Below are 18,605 nucleotides of genomic sequence, written 5' to 3'. Positions count from 1 at the left end.
CACTGTTATAAATATGATTATTCCTTGGCAAGATTTAGAACCTGAAACGTTAAATAACCTTATAGAATACTTCGTATTGCGTGAAGGCACTGACTATGGCTTGCAAGAAAAATCGCTACAAGAAAAAGTTAATGATGTTAAACTCCAATTGGAAAATGGTTTGGCAGCAATCTTTTGGTCTCAATTGCATGAAACAATTGATATTAAGTTAATTAAATAATGGTTAAAATGATTGTTTGTATATAATTTATTATGTAACTTTGTTATAGTGTCACTGTTGTAAATAAAATGGAGAGGTAGGAGTAATGATTGGAAAACAACAATCGGATACAACATTAGAATGGTTTTTATCTCATTGCCATATTCATAAATATCCGGCTAAGAGTACCCTTATACATCAAGGCGAAAAAGCAGAAACTCTCTATTATATTTTAAAAGGCTCGGTTGCAGTATTGATTAAAGACGATGAAGGTAATGAAATGATTTTATCCTATTTAAATCAAAATCAATTTTTGGGTGAATTAGGCCTTTTTAAGGAAGATACAGAGCGAAGCGCATGGGTTAAGGCCAAAACAAGTTGTGAAGTGGCTGAAATTTCATACAAAAAATTTAAACAACTCGTTCAAGTCAATCCTGATATCTTAATGCGCCTTGCCAGTCAAATGGCAAGTCGATTACAAGTAACATCTGAGAAAGTTAGTAATTTAGCATTTTTAGATGTTGCAGGGCGTATTGCGCAAACACTTTTAAACCTTGCTAAACAACCTGATGCAATGACACACCCTGATGGTATGCAAATTAAAATTACGCGTCAAGAAATAGGTCAAATTGTTGGTTGTTCGCGTGAAACAGTTGGTCGAATTTTAAAAATGCTTGAAGATCAACATTTGATTTCTGCTCATGGTAAAACGATTGTGGTTTATGGTACCCGTTGATTTGTCTAAATAATACAATTGATACAATGATTGATACAATACGAGATATCACATGATACAAAAAAGGTATATTCCAAGTCATGTGGCTATAATTATGGATGGCAATGGTCGCTGGGCTCAACAACGTAACCAGTTGCGTGCCATTGGTCATCGAGCTGGTTTAAAAGCTGTACGAAAAATTGTTGCTTATGCTGCAGGATTAAAAGTAAAAGTTCTTACTTTATATGCTTTTAGTAGTGAAAACTGGAAGCGTCCATCTAATGAAGTTTCAGCCCTAATCTCCCTTTTTATTTATGCATTAAATAAAGAAATTAAAAGTTTAAATAAAAATAATGTTCGATTGAATATTATTGGTGATATTTCACGCTTTAATGAAAATTTACAAAATATGATTATTCATGCGCAGAATTTAACAAAAAACAATTCTGGGCTAGTGCTGAATATAGCAGTCAATTATGGTGGCCGTTGGGATATTTTGCAATCAGCAAAAAAAATGGCTATGCAGGTTATTAAGGGCGAAATCACTATAGATGAAGTGACAGAAGACCGATTTGGTTCAACAATGTGTATGAGCGAATTTCCTGAAGTTGATTTAGTTATTCGTACTGGGGGAGAATATCGAATAAGTAATTTTTTATTATGGCAAATTGCTTATTCTGAACTTTATTTTACCGATATTTTATGGCCTGATTTTAGTCAAAGTTTATTTGATGATGCTATTAATGCATTTAATGCCAGAGAGCGACGTTTTGGTGGGATTCATAATAAGGAGCACTCATGTTAATCCATCGCATACTTGCTGCAATTGTGCTTATTCCTCTTGTGGTAGTAGTTATTTTTTTTGTTCCATTATCTGTATTTTCTTTAGCCATTATTCTGGTTTGCGGATTAGCTGCGTGGGAGTGGACTCAGTTCCTAAATATTAAAAAAAAATATTCAAAGTTAATTTTTGCCTTTTCAACTGTTATTTTATTGAGCATACTTTATTTGATTCCAAATTCAATTGAATTAAAAGTAAAACTATATATCACTATTTTATCTTTATCAGTTATATGGTGGTTAATTGCGTTGTGTTTAGTAACTAGCTATCCCAACACAACTAAATATTGGGGTAATTCAAATGCTATAAAGTTGCTATTTGCTTTTTTTACGATAATACCTTTTTTTATTAGTATGATTGAATTAAGAGCAATTAATTATAATGTTAATACTTACACTGGTGCAGTTTGGTTGCTTTACGTCTTTGTGCTAGTATGGGCGACAGATACAGGTGCTTATTTTGCGGGGCGCAGATTTGGTAAACGAAAATTAGCTCCAAAAGTATCCCCAGGTAAAACTGTAGAAGGATTTATTGGTGGTATCAGCGTAGCTATTGCAATTAGTATAATTACTTACATGTTTAACATGTTTAACATGACTTTCAGTACATTTTTTATTAGCTCTTTGTTAGCGGTTTTAGTTTCAGTTTTAGGTGATTTAACTGAAAGTATGTTTAAACGTGAAGCTGGTATTAAAGATAGTGGTTACATAATTCCTGGACATGGTGGAATTTTAGATCGTATTGATAGTTTAACTGCTGCAGTTCCTGTTTTTTCTGCATTAACTTTTTATTTATTATAAAAGGTGATGATTTTGTTGTGGTCACTGTTACTGTTTGTTATTACCATGAGTATATTAGTTACTATTCATGAGTTTGGACATTTTTGTGTTGCTCGTTTATGCAAGGTTCAAGTTGAATGCTTTTCAATTGGCTTTGGTAAAAAACTGTGGTCTCATAAATTTTTAAGTGGAACTGAATTGGTAATTGCTATGATTCCGCTTGGAGGTTATGTTAAAATGCTCGACGGTAGAGCAACGGCATTGTCAAGCAGCAACGAAAGATTTGCATTTGATAGAAAAAAGATTTGGCAACGGGCCGCAATCATTTTTGCTGGTCCATTTGCTAATTTTGTATTAGCTTTGATTATTTATTGGATTATTTTTTTGATAGGTGTAGTTGTTTATCCTGTCAAAATAAAAGAGATAATACCTAATACACCAGCCTCCACAGTAACTATTCCTGCTGGTGCAGAATTGAAGACTATTGATAATATAGAAGTAGAAACATGGAATGATGTTAATTTAGCTTTAATTGCAGCAATGGGAAAAGATAATGTTTCTTTGTCTTATATCGATAGTTCTGATGACGGTAATCAAAAAGAAATTAAAAAAAGTGTGGATATTAATAATTGGCGTTTTGATATAGAAAAAGATTTAGCTATTAGCGCATTTGGTTTTGTACCTAAAATGCTAGAAGTTCATCCTGTAGTGAGCAAAGTTGTTTCTGGTTCGGCTGCTGAGAAAGCTGGTTTACAAATTGGTGATAAAATTGTTGGTTATAACGATCAATCATACGTAGATTGGAATGATTTTTCCAATAACATTAAAAAAGCTCAGCTAATGATGCTAAAGGTTAATAGAGGAAAAAAAGATATTTATCTCAAACTCGTGCCAACTATTGGTATAGATGGAAAAGGTGTTGCTGGTTTGTATCCCACAACCGGGACAAAAATTGTGCAGTATGGTTTTTTAGAAGGTTTTAATAAAGGTATGGCGCAAACAATGTTAACTATAAAGTTAACAACTCGTTCGCTTTATCAATTAGTAACAGGAATTATTGGTCTAAAACATTTATCTGGACCAATAACAATAGCAAAAAGCGCAGGGCAAACAGCAAGTTATGGTTTTACTCCTTACTTATATTTTTTGGCTTTTATTAGTATAAGTTTAGGTATTATCAATCTTGTTCCATTACCTATATTAGATGGCGGCCACCTTGTATTTTTACTCTTTGAAAAGATAAAAGGTAAAGCCTTATCAAATAAAGCACAAGAGAGATTTTTTCGTATTGGTTTATTTTTACTGATGGTAATAATGGGAATTGCACTATTTAATGATATTTTACGATTGTGATGGGATGAGGTTATAAATATTTACGATGAAAATAAATAAATTACTTATAGCATCTTTGTTGTGTAGTACTACAGCAGTATATAGTTCCAACGTATTTTGTGTTGATGATTTTGTGGTCAAAGATATCAAATTTGAGGGTTTGCAGCGTGTCACTGTTGGTGCTGCATTACTTGAAATGCCAATTCAAGTTGGTGATTATGTCAGTGAAAATGATTTAGGTCATATCATCAAATCACTATATTCTAGTGGAAACTTTGATAATATTACTATCTCTCGTGATGGTGATAGATTAATTATCCACGTTCAAGAACGCCCTACTATTGCTAACATAACTTTTTCTGGTAATAAGTCTATTAAAGATGACATGCTGAAGAAAAATTTAGATAGTTCTGGTATTCGTGAAGGCGAAGCATTGGATCGTACTATGCTTTCTGGTATAGAAAAAGGTTTAGAAGACTTCTACTATAGTGTAGGTAAATACAATGCTCAAATTAAGGCTGTAGTAACTCCACTATCTCGTAATCGTGTCGATTTAAAATTAGTTGTTGCTGAAGGTAAATCGGCGTTAATTGATCAGATCAATATAGTTGGCGCAAAGGCTTTTTCATCTGAAGAGCTTATTTCACGTTTTGCTTTGCGTGATGAGGTACCCTGGTGGAACATGCTTGGAGATCGTAAATATCAAAAACAAAAATTAGCATCAGATTTGGATGAATTGCAAAGTTTTTATTTAAATCGTGGTTATGCTCGTTTTAACATTGAGTCAACGCAAGTTAGTTTAACACCAGATAAAAAAGGTATATACGTTACAATCAATATTCATGAAGGTGAACAGTATAAGTTATCTCAGCTTGAATTTATAGGTAATTTTGCAGGATATAAAGAAGAGATCGCCAAAATTGCGAAGGAAAAAGTAACAATTGGTGAGCTCTATAATGGAAAAAAAATTACTGAAATTGAAGATAATATTAAGCGTTTACTTGCTAATTTTGGTTATGCATACCCTCGAGTTTCAATCCGACCTGAAATGGATGATGCCTCTCATACTGTTAAATTAGTCATTCTTGTTGATGTTGGTGAACGTTTTTATGTTCGTAATATAAAAATAGTAGGCAATACTATAACAAGTGAAAACGTAATTCGCCGTGAACTTCGACAAATGGAGGGAGCATGGTTAAGTAATGGATTAGTTGAATTAGGTAAAGAACGTTTAAATCGACTTGGTTTTTTTGATACTGTTGAAGCTAATACCGAACGTGTACCTGGAGTCGCTGATCAAGTCGATGTTATTTATATCGTTGCTGAACGTAATACTGGTAGTATCAAATTTGGTGTTGGAATTGGTTCTGATAGTGGTCTTAGCTTTAATGCTGGAATTTCTCAAGATAACTGGTTGGGTACAGGTAATAGTGTCTCATTTGACATTAATACTACCGATACAGATAAAACTGCGTCTATTTCTATCGTTGATCCTTATTTTACCGTTGATGGTGTAAGCCTAGGTGGAAGTTTTTATTATAATACTTATAAAAATGACGATAAAGATGATGAGTCAGAATATTCAAGTAAGACTTGGGGGGCGTCAGCTAATTTTGGTTTCCCAATTAGTGAAAATAATTTTGTTCGTTTTGGTACTGAATTCGCTAACCATAAGTTGTCCGATATGAAGGCGCAATATGGCATGTGGCGCTATTTTAACTCTATGGGCGAAAAAGTTAAAAATAAAAATTCTGTTTCTTTTAGCACCAATGATTTATTATTAAATGCCTATTGGACATATAACTCTTTAGATCGTGGATTCTTCCCTACTGATGGATTAAAAATGACTACTAGTGCTAAAGTTACAGCACCATTATTTGATAATCGATTCTATAAACTAGTGTCAGATGCATCTTATTATTATCCAATTGACAATGACCATAATTGGGTCTTCTTAACTCGTGCTCGATTAGGCTATGGGGGCGGTTTTGGTGGTAAAGAGTTACCTTTTTACGAAAATTTCTATGCTGGTGGTGCGTCAGTGCTACGTGGATTTAAATCAAATACTGTTGGCCCTAAAGCGGTATATCTTAATAAAAGTGGAGTTTGTGATAGCTTAGATAATACATCTGGATGTACTAAATCAAAAGATGCAGTAGGTGGTAATGCTATAGCTTTTGCAAGCACAGAGCTGATTGTCCCAACGCCATTTGCTAGCGAAAAATACGCTGATAATATTAGAACATCACTATTTTTTGATGCTGGTACTGTATGGGATACAGAATGGGACCTAAAAGGAAATAATATTCCTGATTATAGTTCTCCGTCAGATATTAGAATGTCTGCTGGTCTTGCTGTGCAATGGATGTCGCCATTAGGTCCTTTGGTTTTTTCTTATGCTCAACCATTAAAAAAATATAATGGTGATTCAGCGCAACAGTTTCAATTTAATATAGGCTCTACATGGTAATTTCATGTTATAAATAAAAACAAGGTGATTAAAGTGAAAAAAATTATATCTATACTGAGCGTTAGTATAACATTACTTTTTGCAAGTTTTGCAAATGCTGAAGTTAAAATTGGTGTAGTTGATGTTATGTCAGTATTGCAACGCATGCCTCAACGAGAATCTGTTGCTAAAGCATTGGATAGTGAATTTGAAGCGAGAGCGAAAGCATTACAAGCTGAAGAAAAAAAAGCTGGCGAAGCTGATGCTCGTCTAAAAAAAGATGGTTTAACATTATCTTCATCTGAAAAAAGTAAACTGAATAAAACAATTTCTGAATTTGAAAATAAAGCTAAGACGTTTTCTGCAGATTATCAAAAACGTCAAAAAGAAGAGTTTGGTAAATTATTAACTAAAATCCAAGAAGCAGTAAAAGATATTGTTGAAACAGAAAAATACGATATTATCTTAAATGCTGAAACTACGCTATCAGCTTCAGATGTAGTTAATATTTCAGATAAAGTACTGGAAAAGGTTAAAAAATAATGTTTTCCATTCGGTTAGAGCAATTAGCTAAGCAACTTGATGCTAGGTTACTTGGTGATGGTGATTTAGTCATCACTGGTATAGCATCAATGAAAAGTGCAGTATCAGGTCAAATTACATTTTTATCTGATAAAAAATTACAAAAGAATTTATTAGAATGCAAAGCTTCTGCTGTGGTAATGACAGAAGCGAGTCTTGAGCATTGGAATAGTGCAGCCCTTATTGTAAAAGATCCATACCTTGCATATGCAAAATTAGCACAATACCTAGATACCACTCCAGCTCCAGCTAAGGATATAGCTACATCAGCAGTGATTGATTCGACAGCTCAATTAGGGAGTAATGTTTCTATTGGTGCTAATGCTGTTATCGAAAGTGGTGTGATATTAGGAGATAATTGTATTATTGGTGCAGGGTGTTTTGTTGGAAAAAATACAACAATTGGTGCTGGTACAAAATTATGGGCCAATGTCTCTGTTTATCATAACTGCGTTATTGGTGAAAATTGCTTAGTACAATCAGGAACTGTAATTGGTGCGGATGGATTTGGTTATGCTAATAATAAAGGTAAGTGGGTTAAAATTCCCCAATTAGGTCGTGTTGTTATTGGTAATGATGTTGAAATTGGTGCCTCAACAACGATCGATCGTGGTGCACTTGATGACACTATCATTGGTAACGGTGTTATTATTGACAATCAATGTCAGATTGCCCATAACGATGTGATTGGAGATCATACAGCAATTGCAGGTGGTGTTATTATGGCTGGAAGTTTAACTATTGGTCGACACTGTTTAATTGGTGGTGCAAGTGTGATTAATGGACATATGGAAATATGTGATCAAGTTACAGTGACAGGTATGGGAATGGTAATGCGCCCAATTACACAGCCAGGTGTTTATTCATCTGGTATTCCATTGCAGGAAAATAAAGTTTGGCGAAAAACGGCATCATTAGTTTTACATATTGACGAAATGAATAAACGCTTGAAAATGCTTGAGAAGAAATTATTAAATGTCTCGACGTAGGCGATTACGGTCGGTATAATGCATGCCTATTTTTTAATTTTTTAGCTCAATTATCGTTTTTATATAATTATGGGCAGATAATATTCAATAATTTCGAGGTATAAAGATGCAAGTTTCGGTAGAAACAACACAAGGGTTAGGTCGACGTTTATCAATTACAATTAAAGCTGAAGATATTTCAAAAGCAGTTGATAAAGAGCTTATTAATACAGCAAAAAAAGTACGTATTGATGGTTTTCGTAAAGGAAAAGTGCCTTTAAAAATTGTTGAACAACGTTACGGAGCTTCTATTTTACAAGATGTATTAAGTGATTTAATGCAACGAAATTTTGTGGACGCAATTATTCAGGAAAAATTAAATCCAGCCGGAGCTCCAACTTATACTCCACAAGAATATAAAAATGGTGAAGATTATACATTTACTGTTGAATTTGAAGTTTACCCAGAAATAAAAGTTGAAAATTTAGATAAAATTGAAGTTGAAAAACCAGTAGCAGAAGTTGCGGATGCAGATATTGAAACAATGATTGAAACATTGCGCAAGCAACAAGGTACTTGGAAAGAGGTTGAAAAAGCAGCTGAAGAACAATATCGTGTTACTTTAGATTTTGTAGGTCAAGTTGATGGTGCAGAGTTTGAAGGCGGTAAGGCTAATGATTTTGCATTAGTGCTAGGACAAGGTCGTATGATCCCTGGTTTTGAGGATGCTATTATTGGTCATAAAGCAGGTGATAAATTTGATATTAATGTTACTTTCCCTGAAAACTATCATGCTGAAAACCTTAAAGGTAAACCTGCTGTATTTGCGGCTACACTTAAAAAGGTTGAAGAACTTGAATTACCTGAACTTACAGAAGATGTTGTTAAACGTTTTGGTATTGTAGACGGTACCGTTGAAAGTTTACGAGCCGAAGTCTGTAAAAATATGACTAGGGAACTCAATGCAACAATTCGTAACAAAATTAAAACACAAGCTATTGATGGTTTAGTTAAAAATAATGAAATTGATGTACCGGGGGCATTAATTAACCGCGAAGTTGATGTATTACGTCAACAAGCTTTATCTCGTTTTGGCGGTAATGTCAAACAAGGTATGGAGTTACCGAAGGAATTATTTGAAGCTGAAGCTAAAAAACGTGTTACTACAGGATTACTGTTTAATGAAATCATTGAAAGTAATAAATTAACAGCGGAAGAATCGCGCGTTCAAGCATTAATCGAAGAAATTGCAACTGCATATGAAGATCCAAAAGAAGTTTTAGAATATTATCGCAAGGATAAGAAAGCGATGGAAAATATTAGAGCTGTTGCATTAGAAGATCAAGTTGTTGATCTGTTGTTAGCTAGCGCAAAGGTAACAGAAAAGACTTATTCGTTTTCTGAATTAATGAATCAGCAAATAGTCTAATTTATTAACCTTTTCGTTTAATCTAAAAAACTACTTTAAAGCCCAAATAAGGATTATCCGTTTGGGCTATTTTGTTAATTAGGAGAAAAAAATGCCTTTAGAATCATACATGGGTGTTATTCCAATGGTCGTTGAACAAAGCTCTCGGGGTGAACGTGCTTATGATATTTACTCACGACTATTAAAAGAGCGAGTTATATTTTTGACAGGTCAAGTTGAAGATAATATGGCAAACCTTATTATTGCTCAAATGTTATTTCTAGAAGCTGAAAATCCTGATAAAGATATCTATTTGTATATTAATTCTCCTGGTGGGGTTGTTACAGCAGGCATGGCAATTTATGACACCATGCAATTTATAAAACCAGACGTCAGTACAATTTGTTTAGGGCAAGCATGTTCAATGGGGTCATTACTTTTAACAGCTGGTGCTAAAGGTAAACGTTATTGCTTGCCTAATGCTCGTGTAATGATTCATCAACCATTAGGTGGTTTTCAAGGACAGGCTTCAGATATCCAAATACACGCACAAGAGATTTTACAGGTAAAAAATCGTCTAAATAGTATTTTAGCAATGCACACAGGTCAAGATATTAGTGTGATTGAAAAAGATACCGATCGTGATAATTTTATGTCTGCCGATAAAGCGGTTGAATATGGTTTAGTTGATGCCATATATAATAAACGATCTTAATGTTGGGTAGGTGATAAACGTGAATAAAGAAAGTTCAGAAAAATTACTCTATTGTACTTTTTGTGGTAAAAGTGAGCATGAAGTCCGTAAACTTATTGCTGGTCCAGCATCTATTTATATTTGTAATGAATGTATAGGATTATGTAATGATATTTTAAAAGATGAGAAAAAAAATTTTCTTTCTCATGAAGAGTTTATTAGTAAGTCATTACCGACACCACATGAAATTAGGGAACATCTTGATGAATATGTAATTGGTCAAGAACGAGCCAAAAAAGTTTTATCTGTTGCCGTTTATAATCATTACAAGCGTTTACGTAATCATGCTAGTCGTAGTGATGTTGAATTAGGCAAGAGTAATATACTGCTTATAGGACCTACTGGTAGTGGTAAAACGTTATTAGCTGAAACATTGGCCCGTTTTTTAGATGTACCTTTTGCTATGGCCGATGCAACAACATTAACTGAAGCCGGTTATGTTGGTGAAGATGTAGAAAATATCATTCAAAAGTTATTACAGAATTGCGATTATGATGTTGAAAAAGCTCAGAGGGGGATTATTTACGTTGATGAAATTGATAAAATTTCACGAAAATCGGATAATCCATCAATTACTAGAGATGTATCAGGTGAAGGTGTTCAACAAGCTTTATTAAAAATTATTGAAGGTACTATTGCTTCAGTTCCGCCAAAAGGTGGGCGAAAACATCCTCAACAGGAATTTTTACAGGTTGATACTTCAAAAATTTTATTCATTTGTGGCGGAGCATTTAGTGGCTTGGATAAAGTCATTGAAAATCGTGTATCGATTAATACAGGAATAGGTTTTGGCGCCGATGTGAAAAGTACCAAAAATAGACTTTCTGAGTCGGAGCTATTAGCACAAATTGAGGCTGAAGACTTGGTTAAGTTTGGTTTAATTCCTGAGTTTATTGGAAGGTTACCTGTCATTGGAAAATTATCTGAATTAGATAAAAATGCTTTAATTAATATTCTAACTGAACCTAAAAATGCTTTAACTAAACAATTTCAAACATTGTTCAAGCTTGATGGTGTTGAACTTGAGTTTACAAAAGAAGCTTTAGATGCTATAGCTATAAAAGCGATGCAACGGAAAACCGGTGCTAGAGGTTTGCGTTCAATTGTGGAAAATATATTATTAGATACAATGTATGACTTACCATCAATGAATACCATTAATAAAGTAGTTGTAGAAAAAGAAACTGTTGAACAATCTTTAGCACCAAAATTTGTCCATCGTAACGATATTGATATTTCTATTTAAAATACATATTTGCCATCATAAATACGGATGGCAAGAGATATAACTTTAAATTAATACTAAAAAAAATTCTACATAAATACAGTCAAGATGTTCTAGAAAATAGTGTATATTTAAAGCAAAAAAGATAGGCTTGAATATCCAAAAATGATCCCAATATTTATTTAATGGGTTTATACAACTAGAGAGAATAAAATGAAAACAAAACGAACTAAACATATGATTATGCCTATTTTACCATTGCGTGATGTTGTTGTATTTCCACATATGGTAATTCCTCTCTTTGTTGGTAGAAGTAAATCAATACGTTGCTTAGAAAGTGCAATGGAAATGGATAAGCAAATCTTTCTTGTAACTCAAAAAAACCCTTCCCAAGATGATCCAGATATAGATGATTTATATGATGTTGGAACTGTTGCTAATGTTTTACAGTTACTTAAATTACCTGATGGCACAGTAAAAGTTCTTGTTGAAGGTGTTGAAAGAGCTAAAATGATTGATGTTGTTGAACGCGATAACAATGAATTTTTTATTGCAAAAGTTAAGTCATTTAGTGAAGCAAAAAAAGCTGATGATATAAGTGAAGCTATGATACGCCTAACTTTGTCCAACTTTGATGAATATGCAAAACTTAACAAAAAAGTAACCCAGGAAGTTGTTGATTCTATCCGTTTACTTAAAGAACCATCTCGTTTGGCTGATTCTATTGCTGCATCTCTATTTTTGAAAGTTGATCAAAAACAAGAGATTTTAGTAACAGCAAATCTTGTAAAGCGTTTTGAATTGCTTATTTCATTGATGGAATCAGAAATTGATTTATTACAAGTTGAGAAAAATATTCGACAACGAGTTAAACAGCAAATGGAGAAAGCTCAAAAGGAATATTACCTCAACGAGCAAATTAAAGCTATTCATAAAGAATTAGGAGATATAGATAATAAGCCTGATGAATATGAAGAATTAAAAGAAAAAATTACTAAGGCAAAAATGCCTAAAGAAGCTACGGATAAAGCATTAGCTGAGCTTAATAAATTAAAAATGATGCCGGCAATGTCTGCAGAAGCAACGGTTGTTCGTAGCTATATTGATTGGATGATTCAAGTTCCTTGGTATAAGCGTAGTAAAATTAAAAAAGATATTGAAGTTGCACAAAAAGTATTAGATAAAGATCATTATGGTCTTGAACGAGTAAAAGATAGAATTTTAGAATATTTAGCAGTTCAAGGTCGTGTCAATAAAGTTAAAGGTCCAATTTTATGTTTAGTTGGTCCTCCAGGGGTAGGGAAAACATCACTTGGCCAATCGATAGCTAAAGCAACAGGACGTCAGTATATACGAATGGCGCTTGGTGGCGTGCGCGACGAGGCTGAGATACGCGGACATAGACGTACTTACATTGGTTCGATGCCGGGTAAATTAATTCAGCGTATGGTCAAAGTAGGAGTTAAAAACCCGTTATTTTTATTGGATGAAGTAGATAAGATGGCATCGGATATGCGTGGTGACCCTGCATCTGCTTTATTAGAAGTCCTTGATCCAGAACAAAATAATGCTTTTAGTGACCATTATTTAGAAGTCGATTACGATTTATCTGATGTGATGTTTGTTGCAACTGCTAACTCTATGAATATTCCTGCGCCATTATTGGATAGAATGGAAGTTATTCGCCTTTCTGGTTATACAGAAGATGAAAAATTGAATATAGCAAAGCAACATTTAATTGCTAAGCAGATAGAAAATAATGGTTTAAAATCAAAAGAAATTAGTATTGATGATCCAGCTATTATGGGAATTATTCGATATTATACGCGGGAAGCAGGAGTTCGAAGCTTAGAGAGAGAGATTGCAAAAATTTGCCGTAAGGTTGTTAAACAATTAGCATTAGATAAAAAATTAAAAAAAGTAACGGTTACACAGGCTAACTTAAAAGATTTTTTGGGAATACAGCGTTTTAATTACGGAAAAACGGATAATGAAAGCCGAATTGGTCAGGTTATTGGTCTTGCGTGGACAGAAGTTGGCGGAGACTTACTTACAATTGAATCAGTAAGTGTATTAGGTAAAGGAAAATTAACTTATACAGGTTCATTAGGCGAGGTTATGCAAGAGTCAATTCAAACAGCACTGACAGTTGTTCGATCACGTGCTGAAAAATTAGGCATAAATAGTGATTTTTATGAAAAACGTGATATCCATGTCCATGTACCTGATGGAGCAACTCCAAAAGATGGACCAAGTGCAGGTATTGCAATGTGTACATCACTTATTTCAACCTTAACAGGTAATCCTGTTCGATCTGATGTTGCTATGACAGGTGAAATAACTTTACGTGGTGAAGTTTTACCTATAGGAGGGCTAAAAGAGAAGTTACTAGCTGCACACCGAGGTGGAATTAAAACCGTTTTGATCCCTATGGATAATGTTAAAGACTTGGAAGAAATTCCTGTTAATGTAAAATCTGAAGTTAATATTCATCCAGTAAAATGGATTGATGAAGTACTCACAATTGCACTACAAAATAATCCATTTGGTATAGAGCCAATAACTAAAAAAACTATTAAGAAATTAAAAAACAGTATTGATAGTTCTGTAATATTGAACTAGTAACTTAATACTATATATAAAAGATCAACTTTATGTTGATCTTTTTTGTAGACGTAACATTCGTACAATAGCCAATTTAGTTAAATATGCTATACTTTCATAATTCAACATTAGGTATATGGAGAGTCGCAAGAAATGATGGAAACAATCCGAACAGTAGCAAATAATATTGTGGTTAAGATTATTTTTGCAATAATTATCGTATGTTTTATTTTCACAGGCGTCGGATTTTTAGGCTTTGGAGGTGGTAAGACTAGCGCACTAGATCAACAGAAATACATCGCAAAAGTTGATGGTGACGGTATCAGTCGAGCCGAATTTGAAGCTCAAGCTAGAACAGTAACAGCGAATGCTGGAGGTGACAATTCTTTTATAAAACAACTGCGCCGTAAGGTATTATCCTATCAAATTGATAATTATTTAGCTTATAAATTTTCCCAAAAGATTGGTGCAGCTATTAGTAATGATCAAATTAAAAAATTTATTAAAAAACAAAAAGAATTTTTTAAAAATGGTAAATTTGATAATCAGACATATTTAAACCTACTAGCTGAAAATAATTTTACTCCAGATAGTTATGCTGAAATCATAAGAACAGTACTACAGCAACAACAAGTTGTTAATGCCATAACAAATAGTAGTTTTATTCTGCCTATTGATTCTGAAATATCATCTCTCAAAAAGCAAACTAGAAGCGTATACGCTACTTCTGTTAATACTTCTGTAAGTGATATTGATGAGTCAAATATTACGTTAGATGATGAACAAAAATATTATAACGAACATTTAAAAGATTTTTTTAAAAATGAGCGTGTAAAAGTTAAGTATATTGTTACTTCTGATGATATCGTGAGAAAAACAATTAGTGTTACTGAAAAAGAAATTAAAAATGAATATGATAAAAATATTAAAACTTATTCATATCCGCCCAAGAAAGCTTATAGTGTAATTTTTGTTACTGACAAAGAGCGAGCTGATAATATTGCAAAAGATCTTCTTTCTGGAAGAAATTTTGAAAATATTGTTAACATTGTTAACCAAAATAATGATATTTCTCCATATGGTAAGAATGGTTCATTAGGTTGGTTTGCTGATGATGACTCTTTACCTCAAGTTTTTAAAGATGCCCAGCTGAAAAAAGTCGGAGATATTTCATTACCAATCAATGTTGATGATGGTTATTTAATAGTGAAATTAGATGGTATACAACCTAAAAAATTCATGGATTTTGATTATGCGAAATATCAAATTGAGTCAAAACTTACTAAACAAAAAATAGAACAAGCTTTAGAAAGTGAAGAAAATAAAATTAAAACTATACTTAGCCAAACACCTAAGAGCATCGAAGAGGTTGCTAACAAAGTTGGACTTGAAGTAAAGATTTCTGATTGGATGTCTTTCAATGATAAGTCATCAATTGTTTCTCATCCTGAAATTAGAGATGTAATTTTTAGTGAAGAAATGATAGTTGATGATAGGGTGACGAATAAAATTTCTGATTTAATACCTGTAGACAGAAAATACGGGAAGTATGATTTTGTTGTACAAACTGTTGATTATCGTCCTGAAGGTATTGCACCATTTGATGAAGTTAAAGATGATATCCATAAAAAACTTTTTACAGAAATGGTTCAAAACCAGTTTAAATCTAGTGTTGATAATATATTGATTCAACTGAATGAAACTGGAAAAGCTAAAAATGTAAAATTTGCAAAAAAATATACTTTGAATCGAAATTCAACAGAACTCGATGAAAAAGTTGTTAATATGGTCTTTAATTTAAGTCCTTCTCCATCGGGTAAAACTGTTTATGGCGTGGAATTTTTAGATGATAAAAATGCTGATATTGTCGCACTAACTAAAGTAGACACACCAGAATATAAAGATATTTCTTCTGAGTTGCTACCGTTATCCATTAGTAATACGCATTATTATCTTGCTGCTGACATACGCTCTAAAGCTAAGATAGAAATTATGCCTGATTCTAATTTGTGATTTAATTCCCAAAATAATAGAAATAATTGAAAAAAAGAAAAGTCACCTTGGTGGCTTTTCTCATTTTTATTATTAATGAAATTTTTTTATTTGATTAAGTGAGATAGTTATAAAGCAAATTTACTTGCGGAACTATTTTATGAGGTTAATCAAATGAAAGTATTTTCACTATTATGTATCATGTTATCAAGTCTTACTTTTTCGAGCATAAGTTTTGCTAATTCGGTTCCTGAAATACATACGGCTGTTAAACAAGAACAGAAACAAGTTGTTCAAGTAAACATTAATACTGCAACAGCAGAAGAATTATCAAAAGTATTAACTGGGATTGGAACAAGTAAAGCTCAGAAGATAATAGAATACCGAGAAAAGTTTGGCCCTTTTGTTTCAGTTGAGCAATTAAAAGAAGTTTCAGGTATTGGGCAGGCAACATTGGATAAAAACGCTGGTAAAATAATATTATAATTTATTATCTCCACTAATTAATTATTGGTGGAGATAATATCAATCTAATTATCAATAGGATCAACATCAATGCTCCATCTTACTTTTGATGTTTCACTCCATTTCTCTATTACTATTAATAGTTGATCCAAAATTTTCTGTAATTGTTGCCTACTTGTATGTTGAAGTAGTAATTGCCAACGATGATATCCTGCTTTCTTTGGTTGACTTGCAGGCATTGGCCCCAGCTGCCATAAAGTATTATTACTATGTTCTTTTAGCCAATCATGCACATGTTGTAAGAATGTTGGAGCGTAATGATTGTTACGATCAGCTGCACGAATTAATGTTTGGTAACTAAACGGAGGTAATTGTGTATGTTGCCGTTCTTGTAACGTTAATTTGGCAAATTTTTCATAACTTTGAGTTAGTAAAATATTGAGTAAAGGGTGATCTGGATGATAAGTTTGTAAAATAACTTGCCCTACTTTAGTTTCACGACCGGCTCTTCCAGATACTTGAGTATAAATTTGGGCAAATCGCTCAGTTGCCCGAAAATCACTTGAGAATAAAGCTCCATCAACATCGACAATTCCAACTAAAGTTACATCCGGAAAATGATGCCCTTTAGCTAAAATTTGCGTGCCAACTAAAATGTGTGCGCCACCTTGTTGAATACTTTGTAAATAGTTATCTAACGCGCCTTTTTTACTCACTGTGTCTCGATCAATGCGACTAATTTTAATATTAGGAAAAAGGATTTCAAGTTGTTGTTCAAGTTGTTCTGTTCCAAATCCAATAGGCATTAAATGAGTTGATCCACATTTTGGGCATTGTTTAGGAACCGTCCTTGGTGTATCACAATAATGACATATAAGTTTGTGTTGTTTTTGATGTAATGTATAAGGTTTATCACAGCGAGGACATTCAGCAATCCATCCACAGTCATGACATATTAACAATGGTGAAAAGCCTCGGCGATTTAAAAATAGCATAACCTGATTATTATTAGATAGATGCTTTTTTATTTGTTCAATTAACGGTTGAGATAAACCTGCAGTAAGTACTAACCCACGCAGATCCAAAATTGACTGTTTGGCTAGCATTGCATTACCGGCTCTTTTGGTTAATTGTAATAAATGGTATTTATGATTTTGTGCATTATTGAGTGTTTCAAGCGACGGTGTTGCAGAACCTAAAACAATTGGAATATTGTTAAATTTTGCTCGAATAATTGCTAAATCTCGGGCATGATAACGCCAACCTTCTTGTTGTTTATAGGAACTATCATGCTCTTCATCAATAATAATCATCCCTAAGTCTTTAAAAGGAGTAAAAAGTGATGAGCGAGTGCCAACAACAATAGAATTTTCACCATGTTTACTTCTTAGCCAAACAGTGAGTCTTTGTTTATCCGTTAATCCTGAGTGCAAAATATCAATTGGCGCATTAAAGCGTTTTTTAAAACGTCCAATTGTTTGTGGTGTTAACCCAATTTCTGGAACTAGTACTAATGCTTGCTTACCTGTAGTTAATATATTAGATAGTATATTTAAATATACTTCTGTTTTACCCGAACCAGTCACTCCTTCTAATAAAAATACTTCAAATTGATGATTTTTTTTGTTGATTGTTTCTATAGCATAGGTCTGCTCTTTATTTAGCTGAATTGAATTAGTATTTATTGAAAAATTGGTTTGCCATTGAATATTATCTGATTGACAGTTTACTTGCTCTATAAGATTTTTTTTCTGTAATTCTTGATAGATAGTACTACTTACTTCATTTTCAGAAGGGGTATCATTTCTGAATGATGATAATAATAATTTTTGTTTCGGAGTCCGTGATAATGATTTTAAATCAATATTTTTACCCAATTGAGTTAATTGCCATCGTTTGATGTCTTCCTTGATTGCTTTTCGCCCTTGTCGTAATAAAACAGGTATAGAATGAAAAAGAACTTCGCCAATAGGATAATGGTAATAACTAGCGGCCCAGTTCAATAACCGCCAAATAGAAGGCGTAAAAACAGGTTCTGTATCAATAACAGTTGTAATTGTTTTTAAGAATTTAATATCAAATTCAGTTTTTTCATCAATACTAACAATAATTCCTATTACGTCACGTTTACCAAAAGGAACTTTAACTCGCATTCCAACTTGAGCTGGTTTGGTTAATTGATAATCAAATATTTGGTAAAGTGGTACCGGTAAGGCTATATGAGCGATAAGCATTAAAAAATCACAGGTATTATAATTTATATAAAGCTATATTGTACGCAGTTTTTACATA

General features: G+C 33.1%; 15 protein-coding genes. 14 read left to right on the top strand and 1 reads right to left on the bottom strand.

Annotated features, from left to right (window positions below; translation table 11 throughout):
- Positions 1-13: 13 nt before the first annotated feature.
- From A9G43_RS09925 to A9G43_RS09860, 14 genes are all read left to right on the top strand, one after another.
- Positions 14-220, top strand: a complete 207-nt coding sequence (locus A9G43_RS09925) for a YheU family protein (RefSeq protein WP_065608660.1) — start codon at positions 14-16, stop codon at positions 218-220.
- Positions 221-305: 85 nt separating this feature from the next.
- Positions 306-935, top strand: a complete 630-nt coding sequence (gene crp, locus A9G43_RS09920) for a cAMP-activated global transcriptional regulator CRP (RefSeq protein WP_065608659.1) — start codon at positions 306-308, stop codon at positions 933-935.
- Positions 936-987: 52 nt separating this feature from the next.
- Positions 988-1,719, top strand: a complete 732-nt coding sequence (locus A9G43_RS09915; protein ID WP_065608658.1) for an isoprenyl transferase — start codon at positions 988-990, stop codon at positions 1,717-1,719.
- A complete protein-coding gene (locus A9G43_RS09910; protein WP_065608657.1) occupies positions 1,713-2,555 on the top strand; it encodes a phosphatidate cytidylyltransferase in 843 nt (280 codons plus the stop codon). The genes A9G43_RS09915 and A9G43_RS09910 overlap by 7 nt, the downstream gene beginning before the upstream one ends.
- 12 nt (positions 2,556-2,567) lie before the next feature.
- Positions 2,568-3,887 (top strand): RIP metalloprotease RseP, encoded by a 1,320-nt coding sequence (gene rseP / locus A9G43_RS09905; protein ID WP_176701727.1) that lies wholly within the window; start codon positions 2,568-2,570, stop codon positions 3,885-3,887.
- A 25-nt stretch (positions 3,888-3,912) separates the two neighbouring features.
- Complete coding sequence (gene bamA / locus A9G43_RS09900; RefSeq protein WP_065608655.1) at positions 3,913-6,336, top strand: outer membrane protein assembly factor BamA; 2,424 nt, start codon at positions 3,913-3,915, stop codon at positions 6,334-6,336.
- A gap of 33 nt (positions 6,337-6,369) precedes the next feature.
- Entirely contained in the window at positions 6,370-6,858 is a 489-nt protein-coding gene (locus A9G43_RS09895; protein ID WP_065608654.1) for an OmpH family outer membrane protein, read from the top strand.
- A complete protein-coding gene (gene lpxD / locus A9G43_RS09890) occupies positions 6,858-7,886 on the top strand; it encodes a UDP-3-O-(3-hydroxymyristoyl)glucosamine N-acyltransferase (RefSeq protein ID WP_065608653.1) in 1,029 nt (342 codons plus the stop codon). Before A9G43_RS09895 ends, lpxD begins: the two co-directional genes overlap by 1 nt.
- 106 nt (positions 7,887-7,992) lie before the next feature.
- Positions 7,993-9,294, top strand: a complete 1,302-nt coding sequence (gene tig, locus A9G43_RS09885) for a trigger factor (RefSeq protein ID WP_065608652.1) — start codon at positions 7,993-7,995, stop codon at positions 9,292-9,294.
- 91 nt (positions 9,295-9,385) lie between these two features.
- Complete coding sequence (gene clpP / locus A9G43_RS09880; RefSeq protein WP_065560779.1) at positions 9,386-9,988, top strand: ATP-dependent Clp endopeptidase proteolytic subunit ClpP; 603 nt, start codon at positions 9,386-9,388, stop codon at positions 9,986-9,988.
- Between the two features lie 19 nt (positions 9,989-10,007).
- Positions 10,008-11,273, top strand: coding sequence for an ATP-dependent protease ATP-binding subunit ClpX (gene clpX, locus A9G43_RS09875; protein ID WP_218058669.1), 1,266 nt, complete (start codon positions 10,008-10,010; stop codon positions 11,271-11,273).
- A gap of 192 nt (positions 11,274-11,465) precedes the next feature.
- Positions 11,466-13,874 carry an endopeptidase La gene (lon, locus tag A9G43_RS09870; RefSeq protein WP_065608650.1) on the top strand — a complete coding sequence of 803 codons (2,409 nt, stop codon included), beginning with the start codon at positions 11,466-11,468 and terminating at the stop codon, positions 13,872-13,874.
- A 135-nt stretch (positions 13,875-14,009) separates the two neighbouring features.
- Entirely contained in the window at positions 14,010-15,869 is a 1,860-nt protein-coding gene (locus A9G43_RS09865) for a SurA N-terminal domain-containing protein (protein ID WP_065608649.1), read from the top strand.
- A gap of 153 nt (positions 15,870-16,022) precedes the next feature.
- The gene (locus tag A9G43_RS09860; RefSeq protein ID WP_065608648.1) at positions 16,023-16,334 is read left to right on the top strand and encodes a ComEA family DNA-binding protein; all 312 of its coding nucleotides are present in this window, start codon (positions 16,023-16,025) and stop codon (positions 16,332-16,334) included.
- Positions 16,335-16,378: 44 nt separating this feature from the next.
- Here the strand turns inward: A9G43_RS09860 and priA are convergent, their stop codons facing one another.
- The gene (gene priA / locus A9G43_RS09855; protein WP_065608647.1) at positions 16,379-18,547 is read right to left on the bottom strand and encodes a primosomal protein N'; all 2,169 of its coding nucleotides are present in this window, start codon (positions 18,545-18,547) and stop codon (positions 16,379-16,381) included.
- Positions 18,548-18,605 lie beyond the last annotated feature (58 nt).

This window comes from Gilliamella sp. Occ3-1 (genome assembly GCF_001690655.1).
Lineage (GTDB): Bacteria > Pseudomonadota > Gammaproteobacteria > Enterobacterales > Orbaceae > Gilliamella > Gilliamella apicola_P.
The sequence above is the reverse complement of the archived record's forward strand: the minus strand, read 5'-3'. Positions and strand labels throughout refer to the sequence as shown.

Coding starts and splice junctions, on each gene's coding strand:
- crp (WP_065608659.1), top strand. CDS start 306: ATGATTGGAAAACAACAATCGGATACAACATTAGAATGGTTTTTATCT.
- lpxD (WP_065608653.1), top strand. CDS start 6,858: ATGTTTTCCATTCGGTTAGAGCAATTAGCTAAGCAACTTGATGCTAGG.
- A9G43_RS09860 (WP_065608648.1), top strand. CDS start 16,023: ATGAAAGTATTTTCACTATTATGTATCATGTTATCAAGTCTTACTTTT.
- lon (WP_065608650.1), top strand. CDS start 11,466: ATGAAAACAAAACGAACTAAACATATGATTATGCCTATTTTACCATTG.
- bamA (WP_065608655.1), top strand. CDS start 3,913: ATGAAAATAAATAAATTACTTATAGCATCTTTGTTGTGTAGTACTACA.
- A9G43_RS09925 (WP_065608660.1), top strand. CDS start 14: ATGATTATTCCTTGGCAAGATTTAGAACCTGAAACGTTAAATAACCTT.
- A9G43_RS09865 (WP_065608649.1), top strand. CDS start 14,010: ATGATGGAAACAATCCGAACAGTAGCAAATAATATTGTGGTTAAGATT.
- A9G43_RS09910 (WP_065608657.1), top strand. CDS start 1,713: ATGTTAATCCATCGCATACTTGCTGCAATTGTGCTTATTCCTCTTGTG.
- A9G43_RS09915 (WP_065608658.1), top strand. CDS start 988: ATGATACAAAAAAGGTATATTCCAAGTCATGTGGCTATAATTATGGAT.
- priA (WP_065608647.1), bottom strand. CDS start 18,547: ATGCTTATCGCTCATATAGCCTTACCGGTACCACTTTACCAAATATTT.
- clpP (WP_065560779.1), top strand. CDS start 9,386: ATGCCTTTAGAATCATACATGGGTGTTATTCCAATGGTCGTTGAACAA.
- tig (WP_065608652.1), top strand. CDS start 7,993: ATGCAAGTTTCGGTAGAAACAACACAAGGGTTAGGTCGACGTTTATCA.